The organism is Patulibacter brassicae, assembly GCF_033949425.1.
GTDB lineage: Bacteria > Actinomycetota > Thermoleophilia > Solirubrobacterales > Solirubrobacteraceae > Patulibacter > Patulibacter brassicae.
This window is the reverse complement of the sequence record NZ_JAXAVX010000001.1, coordinates 666,458-688,048: the sequence shown is the minus strand read 5'-3', so window position 1 is coordinate 688,048 and position 21,591 is coordinate 666,458. Positions and strand designations below refer to the sequence as shown.

Genomic DNA, 21,591 nt, shown 5'->3' with positions numbered 1-21,591 from the left:
GCGCGCGCCCGTCCACGAGGGGCGCCCGGGGTGGTCCCGTGCCGCTCCCGCGCGGAGCGACGGCGACGCGTCCGGCCTACAGGCCCGGGGGATGGCGGGCGACGAAGCCCGCGCTGGAGCGCATCTCGCTCGTCCAGCGCGTCCCGCCGCCGCGCAGGGCGCTCGTGTCGAAGCGCCGGCCGTTGACGACCATGTACGCGTGGCCGCCGTTGGCGTAGACGGTGATGTGCTTGCCCGGCCCCGGCTCGCCCCAGCTCATGAAGCCGCCCGAGGTCAGCGGCGAGGAGAGCAGCCCGGCCGCGGCGAGCGCGTAGCTCAGCGAGCCGGAGCAGTCGTAGCCGGAGTCACGACCGCCGCCGTGCCCCCCGCCCCAGACGTAGGGCGTCGTGGCGATCTCGTTGGCGGCCGCCACGACGCGGGCGACCGCGTCGCCGCCGCCGGAGGACGCCGCGGGCGCGCCGGCGCCCGACGAGGGGGAGGAGCCCGTGGGCGGCGCCTCGCGCACGGCGGCCTGCCGGTCGCGGGCGGCGGCCGCCGCGGCCGCCTGCTGACGCTCGAGCCGCCGGATGCGCGACTGGACGCGGGAGAGCTGCGACCGCGTCCCCGCGCGCCGGGACAGCTGCGCGGCGCGGCGTCGCAGCAGCGCGTTGCGCAGGACGTCGGCCTGGTCGCGGTCGGCCTCGGCCTCGGTCGCCAGGCGCGCGTACGTCTTGCGGGCGCGCTGCAGGCGGTCGGCCTGGCCGGCGACGGCCTGCTTCGCGTCGCGCGTGTCGTCGAGGATCTCGCCGTTCTGCTTCGCGACCCGCTTGTAGAAGTCGACGCGCTCGATGAGGTCGGCGAAGCCGCGCGAGGTGAGGATCACCGAGACGAGGTCGGGACGGCCGTTCTCGTACGCGGTGCGGAGGTTCTCCGACAGGACCCGGGTGGCGCGATCGGCCTTGCGCTCCAGGCGGGTGAGGCGGATCCGGGCCTCGACGAGCCGGTCCTGGGTGTCGGTGAGCTGCGCCTGGCGCTGCTGCACCCGCGCGTCGAGGCTCGCGAGGCGCGTCGACGCCGCGGCGAGGCTCTCGTTCGTGTCCGCGATCCGCGCGCTCTCGGCGGCGACGCGCTGGCGCAGGCTCTGCGCGGCGGCGCGGTCGGCGGCCGGGTCGGCCTGGCCGGCCGCGGGGAGGCCGGCGGCGACGGTCAGGGCGCTCGTCGCGACGAGGGTCGCGGCGGAGGCGCGCAGGAGGGGACGACGGCGAGCGTGCGAAGGCATGAGTGGGTGGGTGCCGCACCGGGCGGCGGCGTCGCGGGCGGCAGGCGCGACGGCGACCGTCGGCGGTCCTCCGACGACCGGTCGGCGGCGACGCTATCGGCGGCGGGACCGTCGACCCAAGCCCGGGCCCCCGCTTGCAACCGATCTTGCGAAGATCGCGCGCCATGACGCCCGTCGCCCGTCCGCCCGTGCCCGTCACCACCATCGGCACGCCCGGCACGGCCGGCGCCGTGCGGCTGGTGCTGCTCGGCAGCGGCGAGCTCGGGCGCGAGGTCGCGCTCGAGGCGGTCCGCCTCGGCTGCGAGGTCGTCGCCGTGGACCGCTACGACGGCGCGCCGGCGATGGCGCTCGCGCACCGCCGGCACGTCGTCTCGATGAGCGACCCGGACGCCCTGCGCGCGGTGCTCGAGGAGGAGCGCGGGCGACCGTGCGCGCAGCTGCTCGTCGTCCCGGAGATCGAGGCGATCGCCACCGCGGTGCTCGAGGAGCTCGAGGCGGACGGGCTGCGCGTCGTGCCGACGGCCCGGGCCGCCCGCCTGACGATGGACCGGGAGGGCATCCGGCGGCTCGTGGCCGAGGACCTGGGCCTGCCGACGTCGCCGTACCGCTTCTGCGACACGGAGGACGAGCTCGCGGCGGCCGTCGCCGCCCTCGGCGGGACCGACCCGGCGACGTTCGTGCCGTGCGTGGTGAAGCCCGTCATGTCCTCCAGCGGCAAGGGCCAGTCGGTCGTCCGCGAGCCGGGCGGCGCGGGCGAGGCCTGGCGGATCGCGCAGGAGGGCGGCCGGGTCGGCGCCGGGCGCGTCATCTGCGAGGGCTTCGTGACCTTCGACTACGAGATCACCCTCCTGACCGTGCGCCACGCCGGCGGCACGGCGTTCTGCGCGCCGATCGGCCACGTCCAGGAGGGCGGCGACTACCGCGAGTCGTGGCAGCCGCAGCCGATGAGCGCCACCGCGGCCGCGGAGGCCGAGCGGGTCGCGCGGATCGTCACCGACGCGCTGGGCGGCTGGGGGATCTTCGGCGTCGAGCTGTTCGTCCGCGGCGACGAGGTCCTCTTCAGCGAGGTCTCGCCGCGACCCCACGACACGGGGATGGTGACCCTCGCGTCGCAGGCGCTGAGCGAGTTCGCGCTGCACGTGCGGGCGATCCTCGGGCTGCCGGTCGGGACCGCGCCGGGGGAGGACCGGATCCCGCTGCGGGGCACCGGGGCCAGCGCCGTCGTCCTCGGGACGGACGACGCGGACGCACCGGGCTACGGCGGCGCCGCGGAGGCGCTGGCCGTGGACCCGTCCGTCGAGCTGCGGCTGTTCGGCAAGCCGGACGCCCGCCCGGGCCGGCGGCTCGGGGTCGCGCTGGCCCTCGGCGAGGACGTCACCCACGCGCGCGAGCGGGCGAGCGCCGCCGCGGCGCGCGTCGCCGTGCGGCCCTGACGGCGCGCGGGCGACCGCGGTCAGCCGGGCAGGACGAGCGACACCGCGCAGGTCGTGCCCCGCGGGCCCGCCGCGCGGGCGGTGACGCGGTCCGCGCCGGGCAGGTCGCGCAGTCGCCGCCGCACGTCGAGCTCGCCGCGGCGCGACGTCGTCCGGCGGCCGCGCCACGCGAGGCGGCCCTCCTGGACGACGACGACGCGCCAGCGCTCGCCGGCCCGGCCCCGCTGCAGCCGGAACCGGAGGTCGATCGCGCCGTCCCGGGACCGCAGCTCCAGGCGGGTCCGGGCGCCCTGGCCGCAGCGCGTCTCGCCGCGGGCGCGGGCGTCGTCGCGCGCGCCGGCGGACGCCGGCACGAGGAGGCCCGGCGACGCGAGCGCGACGGCGACGAGGACGGGAGCGAGCGACCGGCGGGGGGACACGCGCCCCAGCGTCGCGCGCGCGACGCTGCGCGGCAATGGGACCTTCGTCGCGGCGCCGGCCCGCGGGCGGGGGCTCACCAGCGCGTCGCGGGGTCGTCCTCGGCGCCGGGGAAGCCGCGCCGCTGCGCCCAGAGCGCGGCCTGCGTGCGGTCGTCGACCCCGATCGCCCGGAAGACGCGCGTCAGGTGCGACTTCACGGTCTTCTCGCTGATCCCCAGCCGGCGGGCGATGAGCTTGTTCGGCAGGCCCTCGACGAGCAGCGCGAGCACGTCGCGCTCGCGCGGCGACAGGCCCTCGAGCGGGTCGGGCTCGGCCCGGGCGGCGAGGACCGTCCGCGCGGCTCGCGGGTCCAGCGGCGACTCGCCCCGCGCCGCCGCGCGGATCCCGTCGGCGACCTCCGCCGACGAGGCGTCCTTCAGCAGGTAGCCGCACGCCCCGGCGCGCAGCGCGCCGAGGATCCGCGGTCGGTCGGAGAACGCGGTCAGCACGAGCACCGCCGTCGCGGGCCGCTCGACCTGGATCCGGCGCGTCGCCTCGATCCCGTCGACACCGGGCATGTCGAGGTCCATGAGCACGACGTCGGGCTCGTGCTCCCGGACGGCGGCGACGGCCTCTGCCCCGTCCGCCGCGACGCCGACGAGCGCGAGGTCCTCGACGGCGTCGATGAGGCGCGCGAGCCCCTCGCGCATCACCCCGTGGTCGTCGGCGACGAGGACGGTGACGGTCATGCGGGCAGCTCCAGGTCGACGACGGTGCCGGCGCCGGGGGTCGAGGAGACCGCGAGGCGGCCGCCGGCGCCGGCGGCGAGCTCGGTCGCCAGGCGCAGCCCGACGTGCCCCTCGGCGGCGCGGGCGGCGCGATCCGCGGCGTCGAAGCCGACGCCGTCGTCGGCGACCCGCAGCGCCACCCCGCCGTCGCCGGTCGCGCGCACCACGAGGTCGACGTGCCCGGCGCGGGCGTGGCGACGGACGTTGCGCACCGCCTCCCGCGCCGTCCGGTAGACGAGCTCGTCGTGGCGGGTGCCCGCGGCGAGCGCCGGGTCGACGTCGAGCGACGCGGTGGTGCCGTCGCGGCGCAGCGGGCTGAGGAGGTCCTCCAGGGCCGCGGCGAGGCCGGTCGCGCCGACGTTCGGCGGATGGAGCTCGACGAGCGTCGTGCGCAGGTCCCGGACGCCCTGGCGCAGCCGTTCGACCGTGCCGTCGAGGACGCGGGCGCCGTCCTCGTCGCCGCGCCGTCGCGCGTCGTCGGCCAGGGGCGCCAGCCCGAACGCGACCCCGGCGAGGTCCTGGACGACGCCGTCGTGCAGATCGGCGGCGATCCGGCGCCGCTCGGCGGCCGACGACGCCACGGCGGCCGCGAGCAGGTGCTCCCGCTCGGCGTGCCCGCGGCGCAGGCGGCGCGCCATGCCCCACGCGAGCGGCGCCTGGAAGAGCAGCAGCACCGCGAGGCCCGCGAGGAGCGGCGGCGCGAGGGTGCCGAGGATCCGCTCGCCGCTCGCGGTGACGGACGAGAAGCGCTGGTAGATCTCGAACAGGACGGGGGTCCCGTCGGGCAGGCGGACGACGGTGTGGGCCTCGAGCAGCTCGCCGGCGTCGCGCTCGAAGCGGTTCTCGGCGAGCCGCAGGTCGGAGAGCTCGGCCTCCGAGCCCCCGGTCGCGAAGAGCTCGGCCTCCTCCGGCTCGAGCGGGAAGCGCTCGCCGATCAGCCGCGGCTCGTCGGCGTAGAGCACGCGCCCGTCGCGGGCCCAGACCTTCACGCGCACGACCGAGCCGCCGAGCACCTGGGCCTGGACGACGTCGTCCAGGCGCCGGATCGCGCGCGGGTCGCCACTGAGCAGCCCGTCGGAGAGCCCGGCGACCTGGACGAGGCGGCCCTCCGCCTCCACGCGCTCGCGGGTGTCGCGCTCGGCCTCGTCGATCGCCACCGACCGCAGGGCGAAGAACCCGCCGACCACGACGACCGCGATCGCCACGAGGCTGCCGAGCATGAAGCGCCCGACCGCGGAGGCGGTGCTCGGCGGGCGGCGCGCGGGCGACGCGCCGTCGGACGGGGGATGGCGGCGGACGGCGGGCACCGCGTCCCATCCTGCCGGGCCGCCCGGCCGGTCGCACCGCCATTGGGACCATGGTCCCGTTGCGGCTGGGACCGCGCGCACCGCACCCTGGCGGCATGACCGACCGAACGACCCTCGCCCGGCGCCCGCTCGCCGCCGTCGTCACCGCGGCGGCGATCGCCGCCCTCGCCGTGCCCACCGTCGTCCAGGCCCGCAAGGGCGCGGACGACCCGCCCGGCCACGAGCACCGCGGGACGACGACGCAGGTCGCGACGGCCACGACGCCGGCGACGACCACGACCTCGACCACGGCGACGACGCCGAGCGGGACGACCACGACCGACGATCACGGGGGCGACCGCCCGCGCGGGACGAGCGACGACGCCTCGCGCTCGGACGACCGCCGGGCGGACGGTCACCGCACGCGGACGCGGCACCGTCACCGTCATGGACGGCGTGGCGCGGACCGCCGCTCGAGCGGACGCCACGGTCGCCGGGGCCGGGCGGAGGATCGCTCGCGGGGCCGCGAGGACCGGCGCGGCGGCGACGATCGCGGTCGTCGCGGGGGTCGCGGCGCCGACGACGGCGCCCGCCGCTCCTGATCGCGCGCCGCCCGCGCACGGGTACCGCGGGCGCGGGCGGAGTCGCCGTGGGCCGCGTCGGCGTCGCCGGCGCGGCCCTCAGTCGCGCAGCAGCTGCAAGGCGCCGGACGGGCAGCGCGCGATGACGGCGTCCAGCTCGTCGATCGTCGCGCCCTCGGGCTGGATCCACGGACGGCGCGACGTGTCGAACACCGCGGGCAGCCCGCGGACGCACTCGGCCGCGTGCCGGCAGCGCTCGCCGTCGAAGGTCACCGTCGCTCCCTCTCGCGTGTAGCGCTTGACCGTCATCCGAACGCCTTGCGGATCCGCTCGTCGAGGTGCTCGACGTACGCGTCCGGGTGCTCGTGCACGTAGCGCGCCACGAACGGGCAGATCGGGACGATCGCCAGGCCGCGCTCGACGGCGGCGTCCAGCGCGCCCGCCACGAGGGTCGTGCCGATGCCGCGACCGCCGAAGGCCGGGTCGACCTCGGTGTGGGTGAAGACGATCCGGTCGCCCCGGACGAGCTGGTACTCCGCGAAGCCGGCGAGGCCGTCCTCGGTGTGCGCCTCGAACCGGTGCTGCTCGGGGTTGTCTCGGACCTCGGTGGCCATCTGCGTTCCTCTCCGCCGGGCGATCGGGAGCAGGCCCGGCGCTCGGCCACATCGTGACACCCGCCCCGGAGCGGCCCGGCAGCGCGGGCGCCGTGCGGCGGGGCGCGTGCGTCCGGCCGTCCCCGGGCCCGGGTCGGCGATGCCCGGCGGGGGGGTCAGGCGGCGGCGGGCAGCGCGGGGGCGGCGTCGTCGCCCGCGTCGGCCGGACGGTCCGGGGCGCCGCCCGGCGGCGCGCCGATGAACGACGGCGGGAACGCGCCGAGGTACATCGACCAGGCGCGGGCGTTGATCGCCTGCGGCGAGCAGAGCGTCACCGCGCCGGTGACCGCGCGCGTCCTGGGCACGAGCCAGCCCGTCAGGCGCTGGAAGCGCAGGAGCCACGCGTACGCGGCGGCCTTCTCGGCCGAGAGCGCGGCGTAGCGGCGCAGCGCCTGCTCGCGCGTCTGGCGTCCCTCGGCGACGAGCCGCAGCTCGCGCCCGAGCGCGAGGCCGAAGTACAGCGCCGGGCGGATGCCCTCGGCCGAGAGCGGCAGGCAGTGACCGGCGCTGTCGCCCGCGAAGAAGATCCCGCCGCCGGTCGCCGGGCGCAGCTTGTGCGGGATCCAGTTGCCCTGGAACCGGACGGGATCCCAGTCCAGGTCGGCCGCCAGGCGCAGCGTCGGGTCCTTCACGTGGTACTTCGGGTCGAACGAGCCGACGCCGACGCGGACCTCGTGGTCGGCCGGGAAGACCCACGAGTAGCCCGCGGGCACGTACGTCGGGTCGAGGAAGAGCTCGAGCTCGCCGGAGCTGCCGTGCGGATGGACCTCGAGCCCGCGGGAGAGGTAGGCCTCCGGCGGCTGGATGTTGTCCTCCTCCGCCGGCGCGAGCACGCGGCGCCAGCCGAGCGCGTCGACGACGAGCGGCGCGCGGACCTCGCCCCGGTCGGTCCGGATCGTGATGACGTCCTCGCTCGCCGGCGGGCGGGCGCCGCCGGGGGCGTCGGCGCCGGTCAGCTCGCCGTCCGGCCCGACGCGGCCCTCGATCTTCGCGGTCTCGAAGACGAAGTCCCCCTGCTCGGCGAGCAGGCGGCAGAGCAGCTGGTAGTCGAACGTGCAGAACGGCTGGGGCAGGGTCCAGGCGAAGCGCTTGCGACGCGTCCGCAGAACGATCTCCGGGAACACCTGCCGGACGGCGGCGCCGAGCCCCAGGCCCTCGATCCACGGCAGCGGGGCGGCGCAGGCCGATGTCGCGCGCTCGCCGATCTCGTAGCGATCGAGCACCACGACGCGCAGCGGCGAGCCGTCGTCCTTCACCGTGCCCGCGAGCTCGCGGGCCGCGGCGAGCCCCGCGAAGCTCGCGCCGCAGATCAGGACGTCGCAGTCGAGGTCGATCGGCGTGCGCTCGTCACCGCGCTTGGTGGCTCGGACCGGCATCGGCGGCGATGGTACCCGCGGGCGGTCCGACGCCGCCGCGCCGGGAGGACCGGCCGCGCCCGCGCGGCCGGCGCGGAAAGCTCAGGGTGGCCGTCCGGTCGCGCACGCGCGCGGCCTCGGCGACGCTCCCCCGGACGATGAGCGACGAGCCGCCCCCGACGATCACCTCCCTGGACGCGCTCGCCGAGCCGCGCGCCCTCGTGGCGCGGTTCCGCGCCGGGCTCGTCGCCAACCGCCACCACTGGACGCTCGAGGACGCCGACGGCACGGTCCTCGCCGCCACGCGCCGGACGCACCGCGGCGGGCGCCTGCGCCGCGGGATGTGGCAGGCGGTGACGCTCACCGGGATGGACGGCGGCAACGACGTCCACGCCGAGCTGCTCGGTGCGGACGAGGTCGTGCTCGCGAGGTTCTCGAGCGTGAACGCCGACCCGCCGACGGTCACCGTCACGGACGCCGACGGCTCGGCCCTCGGCCGCTCCCGCCGCGATGTGCAGGGCGAGCGGCTCGTGCTGGAGACCGCGCCCGACGGCCCGGAGGTCGCCGCCCTGACGACTGCCGGCGACGGGCCGTGGCCCGTCGCGCTGGCGGACGGGACGCCGGTCGGCGCGCTGGCACCGGCGGTGCCGGGGCTCTCGACGAGCCCGGACGTGCTCGAGCTGCTGTTCCCGTCGCTGAGCAGCAACCAGACCGACTACGCCCGCACGATGCACCTCGGGATCCGTCGGGTCCAGCGGTACGTCCTCGCGCGCGAGGACGGCGCGGCGACCGTGGCGCCGCTCGTGGCCCTGCTGCCGCTCCTGGCGGGCTTGTCCTACTGAGCCGCGATCCCTCGATCCGCCGGCCGTCTCGCCGCGTCGATCGAGGGCCCGACCGCGGCCGCGCGGGGCGCCGGGCGGCCCTCGACGCCGGGCAGGGCGGGCACCGGCGGAGGCGGGCCGCGTCGGGAGGTGGGGCCGCGCTACCCTTCTCCGTCTCTATGTCCACCACCGAGACCCCCGCGACGGTCGTCGAAGGCTCCGATGGCCTTCTCCTGAACGTCGACGGGAACATTGTCCCCAACTACGACGCCACCTTCCCGCCCTTCGGCGAAGGTGACGTGATCACCGGCCAGGTCGTTCGCATCGACCCGGACGAGGTGTGGGTCGACGTCGGATACAAGTCCGAAGGCGTCATCCCGCAGCAGGAGCTGTCGATCCGCCGCAACGCGGATCCGAACGAGGAGGTGGAGCTCGGCGAGGAGGTCGAGGTCCTCGTCCTCACGAAGGAGGACGACGAGGGTCGCCTCAAGGTCAGCCGCAAGCAGGCCCGCTACGAGCGCGCCTGGAAGCGGATCGAGGCTGCGCAGGAGACCGGCGAGCCGGTCGAGGGCACGGTCATCGAGGTCGTCAAGGGCGGCCTGATCATCGACCTCGGCGTCCGCGGCTTCCTGCCGGCCTCGCTCGTCGACATCCGGCGCGTCCCGAACCTCGACGAGTACCTGCACACGATCATCGAGTGCAAGGTCATCGAGCTCAACCGCCAGCGCAACAACGTCGTGCTGTCGCGTCGCGCGGTGCTCGAGGAGGAGCGCAAGGAGCAGCGCCAGGCGATCCTGGACGTCCTGCAGCCGGGCGTCATCGTCGAGGGCCAGATCTCGAACATCGTCGACTTCGGCGCGTTCGTGGACCTCAACGGCATCGACGGCCTGATCCACATCAGCGAGCTGTCCTGGACGCACGTCAACCACCCGAGCGAGGTCGTCGCGATCGGCGACACCGTCCAGGTGAAGGTCCTCGACATCGACCGCGATCGCCAGCGGATCTCGCTGGGTCTCAAGCAGACCCAGGAGGACCCGTGGCAGCGGGTCGTCGACACGTACAACGTCGGCGACGAGCTCGAGGGCACCGTCACGAAGGTCGTCACCTTCGGCGCGTTCGTCGAGATCATGGAGGGCGTCGAGGGCCTGGTCCACATCTCGGAGCTGGCCGCCCACCACGTCGAGAGCCCGCGCGAGGTCGTCCACCCGGGCGACGACGTCAAGGTCAAGATCCTCGAGATCGACGACGATCGCCGTCGCCTGTCGCTGTCGGTCAAGCGGGTCGAGGGCCAGGTGCTGCCGCGCCGCGAGGTCACCGCCGACGAGGGCGACGAGCTCGCCCACACGTCGGGCGGCTCCGACGACCTCGGTCCGATCGAGCAGTCGTTCTCCGACGACGCGCCGACCGGTGAGGTCGAGGCCGAGGCCGCCGAGGGCGAGACGGCCGAGGGCGAGGCGTCCGACGCCGCCGCCGAGGGCGACGCCCCGGAGGGCGAGACCGAGGCCTGAGCCCCGGACCGGACCGGCGCGCGCTCGGCGCGCGCCCGCCGACCTGATCGACGGCCCGCGGATCACCGCGGGCCGTCGTCGTTCGCGGGCCAGGGACGCGGGACGACGGGTCGGCTCGGTACGGTGAGGTGCCGATGTCGGTCGATCCCCAGACGCCCGTCGCCGCGTCTCCCGCCGCCCCGCCGAGCGTGCCGTTCGTCGGGCTCACCGGCGGCCTGGCCGCCGGCAAGTCGACGGCGCTCGCGGCGCTCGAGCGGCTCGGCGCGCGGACGCTCTCGACCGACGAGGTCGTGCACGAGCTGTACGCGGGGGAGGAGCTCCGGGACCTCGTGGTCGCGCGCTGGGGCAGCCGGGTGGCGCCGAGCGGCACCGTCGACCGCGCCGAGATCGCGAAGGTCGTCTTCCACGACGCCGACGAGCGGGCGTGGCTGGAGCAGCAGATCTGGCCGCGCGTCGGCGCGGCGGTCGTCGCCTTCCGCGAGGACGCGGCCGCGCAGCACCCCCCGGCCCGCGCCGCCGTCGTCGAGACGCCGCTGCTCTTCGAGGCCGGCATGGAGGCCGCCTACGACGCGACGATCGCGATCGTCGCCCCGGACGACCTGCGCAGCGATCGCGCCCGTCAGCGCGGGCACGACGGGATCGAGGGCCGGGAGGCCCGCCACCTCGCGCAGGAGGAGAAGGCGGCCCGGGCGACGTACACCGTGGTGAACGACGGAACGGTCCAGCAGCTCGAGGAGCGGCTGGCCGCGATCCTCGACGCCCTCGCCCCGTGAGCACCGGACCCCGCACCTCCGCCTACCGCGGCGACGCTCGGGCGGCGGCCGGCGCGGTCCGCGACTCGTCCTGCTGCTCGTGGCGCTGCTCGGCGTCGTCGGGCTCGCGGCCGTCGTCCTGAGCCAGCGGGTCCCCGACGTCGTCGACGAGATCCGGCTGCCCCTCCGGCACGAGGACATCATCCGGCAGCAGGCGCGCGAGAAGGGGCTGGACCCGTCGCTGATCGCCGCGGTGATCTACGCCGAGTCGCGCTTCCGCGACAACCAGGTCTCCCACGCCGGCGCGGAGGGCCTGATGCAGATCACGCCCGACACCGCGCGCGACATCGCCCGGCAGTCGGGCGCCACGAGCTTCGAGCTCAGCGACCTGCACACGCCCCAGGTGAACATCGCCTACGGATCCTGGCGGCTGCGGCACATGCTCGAGCGGTTCGACGGCTCGGTCCCGCTCGCGCTGGCGGGCTACAACGCCGGCCCGGAGAACGCCCAGCGGTGGCTGAACGAGGCCCGCGGTCGCGGGGCGTCGTTCCGCCTGCGGGACATCACGTTCCCCGAGACCCGCAACTACGTCGCGAAGGTCCTGTCGGCCCGCCGCGACTACCGCGCGACGTACCCGAAGCAGCTGGGGCTCGACTGACGGTGCCCGGCAGCGATGCTCCCGATCGCTCACGCGCCGTCGGCGGGACGCGGGTCGAGCGGATCGGCCGCGTCGACGCGGCGCTCCGCGCCCGGCTCCTGCGGATCTGGGTCGACGTCTCGAACGCCGGCGGATGGGTCGGCTTCGTGCCGCCCGTCGGCGCCCAGGACGTCGCCCCGGCGCTCGACGGGGCCCTGCGTCGGGTGGCCGCCGGTCGCGACTGGCTCGTCGTGGTGCGCGATCCGGCGGGCGCCGGGGCGGGCACCGCCGGCGACGTGGCGGGCTTCGCGTTCGTCGCCGACAACGACCGGCTGCTGTCCGGCCACTGGCGCTGGGTCCTGCGCGTCCAGATCCACCCCGACCACCAGGGCCGCCAGCTCGGCCTGCTCCTGCTCGACGGGATCGCCGAGATGGCGCGGGACGAGGGCCTGGAGATGCTCCACCTGACGGTCCGCGGGGGTGAGGGGCTCGAGCAGTTCTACGCGCGCGCCGGGTATCGCGAGGTCGCCCGGATCCCGCGCGCGATCCGCGTCGCGGACGGCGACGACCGCGACCAGGTCGTCCTCGTCCACGAGCTCTGACGGCCAGCCGACCGAGGGACGGCCAGATCGTTCCACCCGTCGGAACGAACTGACCTCCCTCTCCGCACAGACACGGGATCGGCACGGTGTCGGCGCGAACGCGCCGTGCTCCCGGCAGGAGGATCAGCGTGTGGACGGAGCCGTCGAGACGATCGCCGGGGCCCAGGGCGGGGTGATCTCGGTGCGCCAGCTGCACGCGGCGGGCGTCTCGTCGACGTCGATCGCTCGACGCGTCGCCCGCGGGCGGCTGTACCGGTTGGCGCGCGGGGTCTACGCGCTGACGCCGGTGGTCGGCGTCGAGGGCCGGCGCTGGGCAGCGCTCCTGGCCGCCGGCATCGACCGGGCGTCGACGCCGCCGCCGGTCCGGCGTGCTCCGAACGCTCGCCGGAATGGTGAACGGCCTCCGGCCTGCGCGACCGAGGACGCGGCGCCCTGGCCGCTGCGACACCCGCCGCGACCGGACGGGACCGTCGTGCTGAGCCACTGGTCGGCGCTGCAGGTCGCCGGGATCGTCCGCGTCGAACCGGCGGTGCACGATGCGACCGTCGTCGGGCCCGGACGGCGCGCCACCCGGAACCCCGGGGTGCGCGGCCACGTCGTCGCGTGCCTGGCGCCGGAGGATCGGATCTGGCACGGGCGGATGCCCTGCGTCGCCCCCACGCGCGCGCTGGTCGACGTCGCGGACGCCGTCACTCCGGCGCGGCTCCGGAGCCTGATTCGCGAGGCGCAGTTCCTCGGGCAGCTCGACGCACGGAGCATCGACTCGCTCCGTCGGCGCATCCCCACCCACCCGGGATTGGCCGCCATGCGGCGCGCGGATCCGGACCTGCTCGCCGACGGAACGTCGCCGCTCGAGATCCTCGTCGGGACGTTCCTGGAGCGGGAGACCGGCCTGGCTCCGTGGTCGTCGCAGCACCCGCTCCACACCTCGGCGGGGTCCTACCGGTTCGACTTCGCCCGGCCGGACCTGCGCCTCGCCGTGGAGGCCGACGGCGGCGGCGCCCACGTCACGACCCAGGGCCGGGCCGCCGACGCGGCGCGTGACGCGGAGGCGTCAGCGGCGGGATGGGAGACGGTCCGCGTGATGCGCACGCACGTCACCGGCCGAGCCGCGCGGCGACGCACCGCTGAGCGGATCGAGCGGATCGCGGCCCGTCGCGGGTGGTCTGGCGGGGGCTCGGCCAGATCCGGCCGACACGTGGAGCGAACTGACTGAGCCCCGGCGCCTCGGGTCAGGGGCGACGGGCGGTGACGAGGCGGTGCGGCGGCATGAGGGACCAGCGCCGCGGGCCGACGGTGACGTCGGTGAAGCCGGCCGAGGTCAGGCGAGCGGCGAGGTCGCGCGCGACGAACGGCTCCAGGAGCGCGACCCGGCCGCCCGGGCGCACGACGCGCAGGAGCTCGGCGACGACCTCGTCGCGGGCGACGGGGCCCGGGAGCAGGGAGAGGGCGTCGCGCGAGACGGCGAGCTGGACGGCGCCGTCCTCGACCGGCAGCTCCCGCATCGACCCCGTCCGCAGGTGGACGCCCTTCACGCCCGCCGCGTGGAGCGTCGTCCGGGCGAGCGGCTTGCCGTTGGGCTGCAGGTGGTGCTCGACCCAGGCGTCGACGCCGACGACGTCGCCGGCCGGCAGGCGCACGGCGAGGCCGGCGCAGAGCAGGCCGCTCCCGCAGCCGAGGTCGAGGGCGCGCTCGTCGCCCCGCAGCTCGAGCCCGTCGAGCACGTCGTCGACGGCGCGGATCTTCGTCGTGCGGGAGGTCCGGAACATCAGGGCGCTCGCGAGGAACGCGCCGATGCAGGTCGCCAGCAGGAGCAGCACGACCACGGCCTCGGCGGTCGCGACGTCCACGACGACGGCGGCCACGAGGGTGAGCACGCCGGCGAGCATCCCGATCCCGGCGAGCCCGCGGACCTGGCGGGGGCGGTCGAGGCCGTAGGGGAAGTTCGGGTCGATCTCCGCCATCGCCGGAAATCTAGATGGTCGTTCCGCGGGGATCGCCGTCCCCGGACGTCGGCGGCCGGGAGGGGCGCAGGGTCACGCCCCGCGCTCGTCGAGCTCGCGCGTGGCGAGGTGCAGGCTCACGCCGCGGGCGACCGCGAGCGCCTGCACCGCGCCGGGACGATCCCCGCGCGCCAGGCGGGCGAGCACCTCGGGAGGCAGCGGCGGGACGTCCGGCTCGGGCGGCGGGGCCCAGCCGACGTGGCGGGCGATCCCGTCGACGGCACGCTCGAGCGCCGCGATCCGCTCCTGCATGCCGCGCAGCGCCTCGCGCAGCCGGTGGACGTCGGCGGCCGTGCCCCAGGAGCTCACGCGCGCAGCGTACGCGGCGGGGGTCAGGCCGGGACGGCCGAGCCGTCGAGCACGGCGGCGAGGAGCCCGGGGTAGGCCTCCTCGCACGCCTCCCGGCGCAGGCTGACGAGCCGGCGCGTGCCCTCCTGCCGCGTGGCGGTGAGCCCCGCCTCGCGCAGCACGCGGAGGTGGTGGGAGCGGGTGGCCTTCGAGAGCTGGGGCGCGAACGCGCCGCAGGGGCGCTCGCTGCCGTCCGCCAGGTCGCGGACGATCGCCAGGCGCACCGGATCGGCGAGCGCCTGGAGGACCTCCAGCAGCGGGACGTCCGTCGGAGCGACGTCGGAGGTGGTCACGGGCGCGAGCCTACCGCCGGGGTGGGCACCCGATGCGACGCCCGCTCGCGGCGCCCCCACGCGCCCGCGACGCGGCGGGACGGCGAACGTCTGTTCGCCCGTTCCGTCGCCCGGCTCGCTACATTCGAGGGGATGCCCGAGTTCCGTCTCGCCCCCGGCTGGACGCCGATGGCCGACCAGCCGCAGGCGATCGACGAGATCGTGTCCCACGTCGAGAGCGGCGCGCGCTACACGACGCTCCTGGGCGCCACGGGCACCGGGAAGACGATGACGATGGCCGCGTCGATCGAGCGGCTCCAGCGGCCGGCGCTCGTCATGGCGCACAACAAGACGCTCGCAGCGCAGCTCTGCAACGAGTTCCGGACGTTCTTCCCCAACAACGCCGTCGAGTACTTCGTCAGCTACTACGACTACTACCAGCCCGAGGCGTACGTCCCGTCGAAGGACCTCTACATCGAGAAGGACTCGGCGATCAACGAGGAGATCGACCGCCTGCGCCACGCCGCGACGGCGGCGCTCTTCGCCCGCCGCGACGTGCTCATCGTCGCCTCGGTGTCCGCGATCTACGGCCTCGGCTCGCCAGAGACCTACGACCGCAACCTCATCGTCGTCAAGCGCGGCGACCTCGTCGATCGCGACGAGCTCCTGGCGAAGCTCGTCCACATCCAGTACGCCCGCAACGACACCGCGCTGCAGCGCGGCACGTTCCGCGTGAAGGGCGAGACGATCGACGTCTTCCCGCAGTACGCGGAGACGACGTACCGGATCGTGCTCTTCGGCGACGAGGTCGAGCGCCTGCAGCACATCGATCCGCTGACCGGTGAGCTCCTGGAGGACGACCTCGAGCACGTCGCGGTCTGGCCGGCGTCGCACTACACGACGCCCGAGGGGCACATGGAGCGGGTCGTGGGCGAGATCGGGCGCGAGCTCGACCACCGGGTGCGGGAGCTCGAGGAGCAGGGCAAGCAGCTCGAGAGCCACCGGCTGCAGCAGCGCACCCGCTACGACATGGAGATGCTGCGGGAGATGGGCTTCTGCAACGGCATCGAGAACTACTCGCAGATCATGGACGGGCGCGGTCCCGGCGAGCGGCCCTACTGCCTCCTGGACTACTTCCCCGAGGACTTCGTCGTGTTCCTCGACGAGTCCCACCAGACCGTGCCGCAGATCGGCGGCATGTACGAGGGCGACCGCTCGCGCAAGCAGACGCTCGTGGACTACGGCTTCCGCCTGCCCAGCGCGCTGGGGAACCGGCCCCAGACGTTCGACGAGTTCCTCTCGATCGCGCCGCAGCTCGTCTTCGTCTCCGCGACGCCGGGGCAGTTCGAGCGCACGCGGTCCGAGCAGGTCGTCGAGCAGATCGTCCGTCCGACCGGCATCGTCGATCCGGAGGTCGACGTGCGCCCGACGCGCGGCCAGGTCGACGACCTGATGAACGAGATCCGGGCGCGCGTGGAGCGCGACGAGCGCACGCTCGTCACGACCCTCACGAAGAAGATGGCCGAGGACCTGACGACGTACCTGCTGGAGCACGGGTTCAAGGTCCGCTACCTGCACTCCGAGGTCGACACGCTCGAGCGGATCCAGATCATCCGCGACCTGCGGCTCGGCGAGTTCGACGCGCTCGTCGGCGTCAACCTCCTGCGCGAGGGCCTCGACCTGCCGGAGGTCTCCCTCGTCGCGATCCTCGACGCGGACAAGGAGGGGTTCCTCCGCGGCGAGACCTCGCTGATCCAGACGATCGGTCGCGCGGCGCGCAACACCGACGGCCGGGTGATCATGTACGCCGACCGGCGCTCGGCGGCGATGGAGGCCGCGCTCGAGGAGACCGATCGCCGTCGCGCGATCCAGCTCGCCTACAACGAGGAGCACGGGATCACGCCGACGACGATCAAGAAGGGCGTCAGCGACATCGCCGAGTTCCTGCAGTCCGAGTCGAAGCTGCCGAAGGGCAAGCGGCGCCGGGCGGCGCAGGAGGAGACCGACGCGCTGACGATCGAGCAGCTCCAGGAGCGCGCCGTCGCGCTGGAGGAGGAGATGCTCGCCGCGGCCGAGGAGCTGCGCTTCGAGCACGCCGCGGCGCTGCGCGACGACCTGCGCGAGCTGCGCGGCGTGATCGAGCGGCGCGAGGCGATCGGGCACTGAGCGCGGGGCCACGGCGCCCGGGGCCACCGTACCCGGGACGCCGCGGCACCGACCACCGGCGGGGCGAGGCCGACTCGGCGGGGCGTCGACGTCGACCGGGCGGTGCTCGGCCGGGTCGCGGCGGCCCGGGCCGCGGCCGGATCGGATGGCACGTCGCCGCGCATGGGAGGATCGGCCCATGCGCGTCCCCCGCCGCCTCGTCCTCGGTCGTCGCGTCCCTGGTCGCCGCGTCTCCGGTCGTCTCGTGCCCAGGGGCCCCGTCCGGCTCCTGGCCCCGGTCGCCGGGACCGCGGCGGCCGGGGCGCTGCTCGCGGGCGCGTCGCCCGTGGGCGCCGCGCCGGCCGTCGGCGGACCGGTGGTCGTGGACCCGATCCGGCCGGGATATCCGACGGTGGAGCGCGAGGTCGCCTGGACGCTCACCGGCAGCGCCCGCCGCGGCGGCGCGATCGTCGTCGACCCCGGCTACGGCGGCGCCTGCGGGAGCTCGCCGCGGGCGAGCGTCCGGGAGACGGCGTCCCGGATCGAGGTCCGCGTCGTCGTCTCCGAGCCCGCGCCGGAGGCGATGGTCGCCTGCCCGGCGATCGCCGTGCGGCACCCGCCGATCACGGTCCCGCTGGCGACGCCGATCGCCGGCCGGCGCGTCCGCGGGCCGCGCCAGCAGGCACCGACGCCGTTCGGCGCGATCCCGGACGCCGTCGCGCCGACGCCCGGCGCGCGCCGGGCGGTCGTGCCCGACGTCCGGGGCCTCGCCACCGGCGATGCGACGGGCGTGCTCTGCCTCAACGGGCTGCGCGGCGTGGTGCGGGGCCCGCGCGGCCGTCCCGGCGTGCGCGTCCTGCGCCAGGACCCGCGGGCCGGACGCCTCCGTCCCTGGCTCCGCGACGACGCCGCGCCGGCGACGCAGCGGTGCACCACCGCGGCGGTGCGCGATCTGCCGCGCGTGCGGCTGACCGTCGGACGGTGATCGAACCGCCCCGTGCCGGTGGCCGTGCGGCGAGATGCGATGATCGCGCGATCGTCGACTCGGTTCCGCGCCCCCGCCTCGCCCAGCGCCTCCAGGGACTGGGCACCTCGATCTTCGTCGAGATGACCCAGCTGGCCCAGCGGACCGGCGCGATCAACCTCGGCCAGGGCTTCCCCGACCTCGACGGGCCGGTCGAGCTCCTGGAGCTCGCCGCCCGCGCGCTGCGCGAGGGTCCGAACCAGTACGAGCCGGCGCGCGGGCGTCCCGAGCTGCGCGAGGCCGTCGCCGCGCACCAGTCGCGCTTCTACGGCCTGGCGCTCGATCCCGACACCCAGGTGCAGGCGACGGTGGGCGCGACCGAGGCCCTCGCGGCCGCCTTCCTCGGCCTCTGCGAGCCGGGCGACGCCGTCGTCGCGTTCGAGCCGTACTACGACTGCTACGCCGCCTGCATCGCGATGGCCGGCGGCGTGCGGCGGCCCGTGACGCTCCGGGCCCCGGGCTTCGCCTTCGACCTCGAGCAGCTCCGCGCGGCGGTCTCCGGCGGCGCCCAGGGCGACGCCTCGGGCGGCGTGCCCGGCGGTGGCGCCCCGGCCCGCCTGCTCGTCCTGAACTCGCCGCACAACCCGACGGGCAAGGTCTTCACCCGCGACGAGCTGACGGAGATCGCCGCGCTGTGCGTCGAGCACGACCTGATCGCGATCTGCGACGAGGTCTACGAGCACCAGGCCTTCGACGGCGAGCACCTGCCGCTGGCGACGTTCCCGGGGATGGCGGAGCGCACGATCACCATCGGCTCGGCGGGCAAGACGTTCGCGGTGACGGGCTGGAAGGTCGGCTGGGCGAGCGGTCCGGCGGAGCTCGTCGACGCGATCGCCGCGGCCAAGCAGTTCCTCACCTTCTCCGGGCACGGGCCGCTCCAGCACGCGGTCGCGCACGGGCTCGGCTACGAGGCGTCGTTCTTCACCGACGCCGCGACCGCGCTGGCCGGCAAGCGCGACCGGCTGCAGGACGGCCTGCGGGCCGCCGGGCTCGAGGTCCTGCCCTCGGCGGGCACGTACTTCGTGACGGTCGACGTGCGCTCGGTGGGGGAGGAGGACGGGCTGCGCTTCTGCCGCGAGCTGCCGGAGCGCTGCGGGGTGGTCGCGGTGCCGACCGCCGGCTTCTACGACGACCCGTCGGCCGGTCGCTCCCTCGTGCGCTTCGCGTTCTGCAAGCAGGACGCGGTGCTCGACGAGGCGGCCGAGCGCCTCGCATCGCTGCGCGGCTGACCGCGCGGGCGCGGCCACGGGCCGGACGACCGGTGGGAGCCTGCACGGTTCCGTGCGCACCGGACGGGGAGGTGCCCGGTAGGTTCAGGCCACTCGGCCGCCCCCGCGGCCCGACCGCATCCCCCCGAAGAAGGACCCCCGTGCTCCGACGCCCGCTGCTCCGTGCCGCGCCGCTCGCCCTGTCCGTGCCGATCGCCCTGGCGCTCGCCCCGTCAGCGTCCGCCGCCGACGGCACCTACTCCGTCTACGCCTGCAAGGGTCCGAACGGCGCCCCGATCGGGGCCGCCGGCTGGACCGCATCGCCCAGCGCCCCCGGCATCGAGACCTCCAACGGCTGCGCCTCCGGCGGCGCGCTGCGCTCCGCGATCGGCCTGAATCCGGCGTTCGGCGCCCGCGCGGTCTGGAGCTTCGACGCGCCCCCCGGGCTGCCGATCGTCCGCCTCGTCGCCCGCCGGACGACGTCTGGGCTCGCCGCCGCGGGCGCTGAGTCGCGCGTCGCGTACCGCGCCGAGACGAACGGCACGCAGCTGGAGAGCTGCGAGAAGCAGGGCACCGACTGCCCGTCGGACCTCGACGGCGAGCTGCGCAAGGAGGGCCTCGAGGCGAGCTCGGTGCGCTTCCTCGTCTCGTGCAACAACGGCGGGCTCGGGTACTGCACGTCCAACGGCCTCTCGCTCGACGTCGCCCAGGCGATCGTCGGGCTGAAGGACGCCGTCAAGCCGACCGTCTCCAACCTCGTCGTCGCCGACGACGGCGAGAGCTCGGGCGTGCTGAAGGTCCGCTTCGACGCGGCCGACCAGGGCGGCGGGCTCTACCGCACCCACACGACCGTCGACGGCCAGCCGCTCGCGACCCAGCCGCTGGGCGACGGCACCTGCGCCGACGCCGATCCGGCCGACGGCAACCCGTACCAGTTCACCGCCCCGCAGCCGTGCCCGCTGGGCGTCACCGGACGCGAGATCGCCGTCGACTACCGCAAGCTCGCCCCGGGTCCGCACACGGTGCTGACCGAGGTCGAGGACGCCGCGGGCAACTCCGCCGCGGTCCACGCGACGCAGTTCCCGCGGCCCAACGGCAGCACCGCGCCGGGCGGCAGCGGCAACGGCGAGCGCACCGGCACGCCCGACGAGGCGGCGCGGCTGCTCAAGGCGCGCCTGCGCGCGTGGTTCCCGGCCGGGAAGAACGGCCGCATCCACCACCGGAGGACCACGATCAAGCGCGGGGCGCGGCCGCTCATCCGCGGCTACGTCGTCGACAGCCGCGGCAAGGGCATCCGCGGGGCGCTCGTCGACGTCTACCACCGCACGCGCGACGGCAAGCGGCGCCTCGTCAAGACGGGCCTGAAGACCCGCGCCGGCGGTCGCCTGACGTACATCGTCTCGGCGAAGCTCGACACCCGTCGGATCGAGCTCGCCTACCGCGCCCTGCGTCCGGGCACGATCACGAGCCGGCAGACGCTGTCGGTGCGCGTGACCCACAAGGGCCGCACGTACTACTTCCCGGCCAACCGGAAGAAGTAGCCGGACCGTCCCGCGGCGCGCCCGGCGCCGCGGGACCCAGCGCGTCGTCGGCCGCTCGGGCTACCGTGTCGGCGTGCGCGCCGACGCCTCCCGGGCCCCGTCGCTCGACGACCTGCGGCGACGCGACGAGGCGGTCGCGGCCGTGCTCGGCTGGTACCGCCGCGCGGCGCGGAACCTGCCGTGGCGCCGGACGCGCGATCCCTACGCGATCCTCGTCTCGGAGGTCATGCTCCAGCAGACGCAGGTCGCGCGCGTCGTCCCCCGCTGGGAGGCGTGGCTCGAGCGCTGGCCGACCGCAGCGGCGCTGGCGGATGCCGAGCGCCACGACGTCCTCGGCGCCTGGGTCGGCCTGGGGTACAACAGCCGCGCGGTGCGGCTGCAGGACGCCTGCGCGATCGTCGCGCGCGACGGCTGGCCGACGGACGCCGCGGGGCTGCGCCGGTTGCCGGGGGTGGGGCCCTACACCGCGGCGGCGGTGGCGTCGTTCGCGTTCGGGGAGGCGGTGGCGGCGGTCGACACGAACGTCGTGCGGATCAGCGAGCGGCTGGCGCTCGGAACGCCCGAGGAGCTGCTGCCGCCCGACGATCCCGCCACGTGGAACCAGGCGGCGATGGAGCTCGGCGCCACGATCTGCCGCGCCCGCGACGCCGGCTGCGAGCGATGCCCTGCCGAGCCGTGGTGCGCGTCGGCGCACGCGGTCGAGATCCGCCCGCGCGCCGCGCCCGGGACCCGGGAGCGGTTCGAGGACAGCACGCGCTACGTCCGCGGCCGGATCGTCGCGGCGGTGACGCAGGGCGGACCGCTGCCCGACGACCTCGACGCCGAGCGCGTCGAGCGGGCGCTGGCCGGGCTCGTGCGCGACGGCCTCCTGCGCCGCGACCAGGATGGCGTCGTGCGGGTCGCGGGTGGGCGGGAGGGCGCGGACTCCGGCCAGGCCGTCCGCTAGATTCCGTCGCCGTGCGGGCGGAAGACGCCGTC

General features: G+C 75.9%; 23 protein-coding genes. 13 read left to right on the top strand and 10 right to left on the bottom strand.

The window, feature by feature from the left end; genetic code table 11:
* Positions 1-76: 76 nt before the first annotated feature.
* Complete coding sequence (locus SK069_RS03240) at positions 77-1,258, bottom strand: coiled-coil domain-containing protein (RefSeq protein WP_319952741.1); 1,182 nt, start codon at positions 1,256-1,258, stop codon at positions 77-79.
* A 164-nt stretch (positions 1,259-1,422) separates the two neighbouring features.
* On the opposite strand from SK069_RS03240, the gene purT reads away from it, so the two are divergent.
* Positions 1,423-2,691 carry a formate-dependent phosphoribosylglycinamide formyltransferase gene (purT, locus tag SK069_RS03235; RefSeq protein WP_319952740.1) on the top strand — a complete coding sequence of 423 codons (1,269 nt, stop codon included), beginning with the start codon at positions 1,423-1,425 and terminating at the stop codon, positions 2,689-2,691.
* A 20-nt stretch (positions 2,692-2,711) separates the two neighbouring features.
* On the opposite strand, the gene SK069_RS03230 is transcribed toward purT, so the two are convergent.
* The 3 genes from SK069_RS03230 to SK069_RS03220 form a co-directional block, all read right to left on the bottom strand.
* The gene (locus SK069_RS03230; protein WP_319952739.1) at positions 2,712-3,110 is read right to left on the bottom strand and encodes a hypothetical protein; all 399 of its coding nucleotides are present in this window, start codon (positions 3,108-3,110) and stop codon (positions 2,712-2,714) included.
* A 74-nt stretch (positions 3,111-3,184) separates the two neighbouring features.
* The gene (locus SK069_RS03225; RefSeq protein ID WP_319952738.1) at positions 3,185-3,838 is read right to left on the bottom strand and encodes a response regulator transcription factor; all 654 of its coding nucleotides are present in this window, start codon (positions 3,836-3,838) and stop codon (positions 3,185-3,187) included.
* Positions 3,835-5,184 (bottom strand): sensor histidine kinase, encoded by a 1,350-nt coding sequence (locus SK069_RS03220; RefSeq protein WP_319952737.1) that lies wholly within the window; start codon positions 5,182-5,184, stop codon positions 3,835-3,837. Before SK069_RS03220 ends, SK069_RS03225 begins: the two co-directional genes overlap by 4 nt.
* 95 nt (positions 5,185-5,279) lie before the next feature.
* Here SK069_RS03220 and SK069_RS03215 point away from each other — a divergent pair, with 95 nt between their 5' ends.
* A complete protein-coding gene (locus SK069_RS03215; RefSeq protein ID WP_319952736.1) occupies positions 5,280-5,765 on the top strand; it encodes a hypothetical protein in 486 nt (161 codons plus the stop codon).
* Positions 5,766-5,843: 78 nt separating this feature from the next.
* Here the strand turns inward: SK069_RS03215 and SK069_RS03210 are convergent, their stop codons facing one another.
* The 3 genes from SK069_RS03210 to SK069_RS03200 all read right to left on the bottom strand — a co-directional run bounded on the left by SK069_RS03210 (position 5,844) and on the right by SK069_RS03200 (position 7,773).
* Entirely contained in the window at positions 5,844-6,053 is a 210-nt protein-coding gene (locus SK069_RS03210) for a (4Fe-4S)-binding protein (protein ID WP_319952735.1), read from the bottom strand.
* Positions 6,050-6,358: a GNAT family N-acetyltransferase gene (locus tag SK069_RS03205; protein WP_319952734.1), complete on the bottom strand. Its 309-nt coding sequence runs from the start codon at positions 6,356-6,358 to the stop codon at positions 6,050-6,052. The genes SK069_RS03210 and SK069_RS03205 overlap by 4 nt, the downstream gene beginning before the upstream one ends.
* A gap of 155 nt (positions 6,359-6,513) precedes the next feature.
* A complete protein-coding gene (locus SK069_RS03200) occupies positions 6,514-7,773 on the bottom strand; it encodes an NAD(P)/FAD-dependent oxidoreductase (RefSeq protein ID WP_319952733.1) in 1,260 nt (419 codons plus the stop codon).
* A 137-nt stretch (positions 7,774-7,910) separates the two neighbouring features.
* On the opposite strand from SK069_RS03200, the gene SK069_RS03195 reads away from it, so the two are divergent.
* The 6 genes from SK069_RS03195 to SK069_RS03170 all read left to right on the top strand — a co-directional run bounded on the left by SK069_RS03195 (position 7,911) and on the right by SK069_RS03170 (position 13,288).
* Positions 7,911-8,594 (top strand): hypothetical protein, encoded by a 684-nt coding sequence (locus SK069_RS03195; RefSeq protein WP_319952732.1) that lies wholly within the window; start codon positions 7,911-7,913, stop codon positions 8,592-8,594.
* Between the two features lie 158 nt (positions 8,595-8,752).
* A complete protein-coding gene (gene rpsA, locus SK069_RS03190) occupies positions 8,753-10,081 on the top strand; it encodes a 30S ribosomal protein S1 (RefSeq protein ID WP_319952731.1) in 1,329 nt (442 codons plus the stop codon).
* Positions 10,082-10,215: 134 nt separating this feature from the next.
* Entirely contained in the window at positions 10,216-10,854 is a 639-nt protein-coding gene (coaE, locus tag SK069_RS03185; protein ID WP_319952730.1) for a dephospho-CoA kinase, read from the top strand.
* A 79-nt stretch (positions 10,855-10,933) separates the two neighbouring features.
* Positions 10,934-11,491 (top strand): lytic transglycosylase domain-containing protein, encoded by a 558-nt coding sequence (locus SK069_RS03180; protein WP_319952729.1) that lies wholly within the window; start codon positions 10,934-10,936, stop codon positions 11,489-11,491.
* 2 nt (positions 11,492-11,493) lie between these two features.
* On the top strand, positions 11,494-12,072 hold the full coding sequence (locus SK069_RS03175) for a GNAT family N-acetyltransferase (protein WP_319952728.1): 579 nt from the start codon (positions 11,494-11,496) through the stop codon (positions 12,070-12,072).
* A 130-nt stretch (positions 12,073-12,202) separates the two neighbouring features.
* Positions 12,203-13,288 (top strand): type IV toxin-antitoxin system AbiEi family antitoxin domain-containing protein, encoded by a 1,086-nt coding sequence (locus tag SK069_RS03170; RefSeq protein ID WP_319952727.1) that lies wholly within the window; start codon positions 12,203-12,205, stop codon positions 13,286-13,288.
* Between the two features lie 16 nt (positions 13,289-13,304).
* Here SK069_RS03170 and SK069_RS03165 read toward each other — a convergent pair whose 3' ends face one another.
* The 3 genes from SK069_RS03165 to SK069_RS03155 form a co-directional block, all read right to left on the bottom strand.
* Positions 13,305-14,036, bottom strand: coding sequence for a class I SAM-dependent methyltransferase (locus tag SK069_RS03165; protein WP_319952726.1), 732 nt, complete (start codon positions 14,034-14,036; stop codon positions 13,305-13,307).
* A gap of 72 nt (positions 14,037-14,108) precedes the next feature.
* A complete protein-coding gene (locus SK069_RS03160; RefSeq protein WP_319952725.1) occupies positions 14,109-14,384 on the bottom strand; it encodes a hypothetical protein in 276 nt (91 codons plus the stop codon).
* 23 nt (positions 14,385-14,407) lie between these two features.
* Positions 14,408-14,716 carry an ArsR/SmtB family transcription factor gene (locus SK069_RS03155; RefSeq protein ID WP_319952724.1) on the bottom strand — a complete coding sequence of 103 codons (309 nt, stop codon included), beginning with the start codon at positions 14,714-14,716 and terminating at the stop codon, positions 14,408-14,410.
* Between the two features lie 132 nt (positions 14,717-14,848).
* Between SK069_RS03155 and uvrB the strand changes: the two genes are divergently transcribed.
* The 5 genes from uvrB to SK069_RS03130 all read left to right on the top strand — a co-directional run bounded on the left by uvrB (position 14,849) and on the right by SK069_RS03130 (position 21,559).
* A complete protein-coding gene (gene uvrB, locus SK069_RS03150) occupies positions 14,849-16,861 on the top strand; it encodes an excinuclease ABC subunit UvrB (protein WP_319952723.1) in 2,013 nt (670 codons plus the stop codon).
* A 178-nt stretch (positions 16,862-17,039) separates the two neighbouring features.
* Positions 17,040-17,825 carry a hypothetical protein gene (locus SK069_RS03145; protein WP_319952722.1) on the top strand — a complete coding sequence of 262 codons (786 nt, stop codon included), beginning with the start codon at positions 17,040-17,042 and terminating at the stop codon, positions 17,823-17,825.
* A gap of 50 nt (positions 17,826-17,875) precedes the next feature.
* Positions 17,876-19,093 carry a pyridoxal phosphate-dependent aminotransferase gene (locus SK069_RS03140; RefSeq protein WP_319953093.1) on the top strand — a complete coding sequence of 406 codons (1,218 nt, stop codon included), beginning with the start codon at positions 17,876-17,878 and terminating at the stop codon, positions 19,091-19,093.
* Positions 19,094-19,233: 140 nt separating this feature from the next.
* Positions 19,234-20,613 (top strand): hypothetical protein, encoded by a 1,380-nt coding sequence (locus tag SK069_RS03135; RefSeq protein WP_319952721.1) that lies wholly within the window; start codon positions 19,234-19,236, stop codon positions 20,611-20,613.
* Between the two features lie 73 nt (positions 20,614-20,686).
* Positions 20,687-21,559: an HhH-GPD family protein gene (locus SK069_RS03130; protein ID WP_319952720.1), complete on the top strand. Its 873-nt coding sequence runs from the start codon at positions 20,687-20,689 to the stop codon at positions 21,557-21,559.
* Positions 21,560-21,591: the final 32 nt, after the last annotated feature.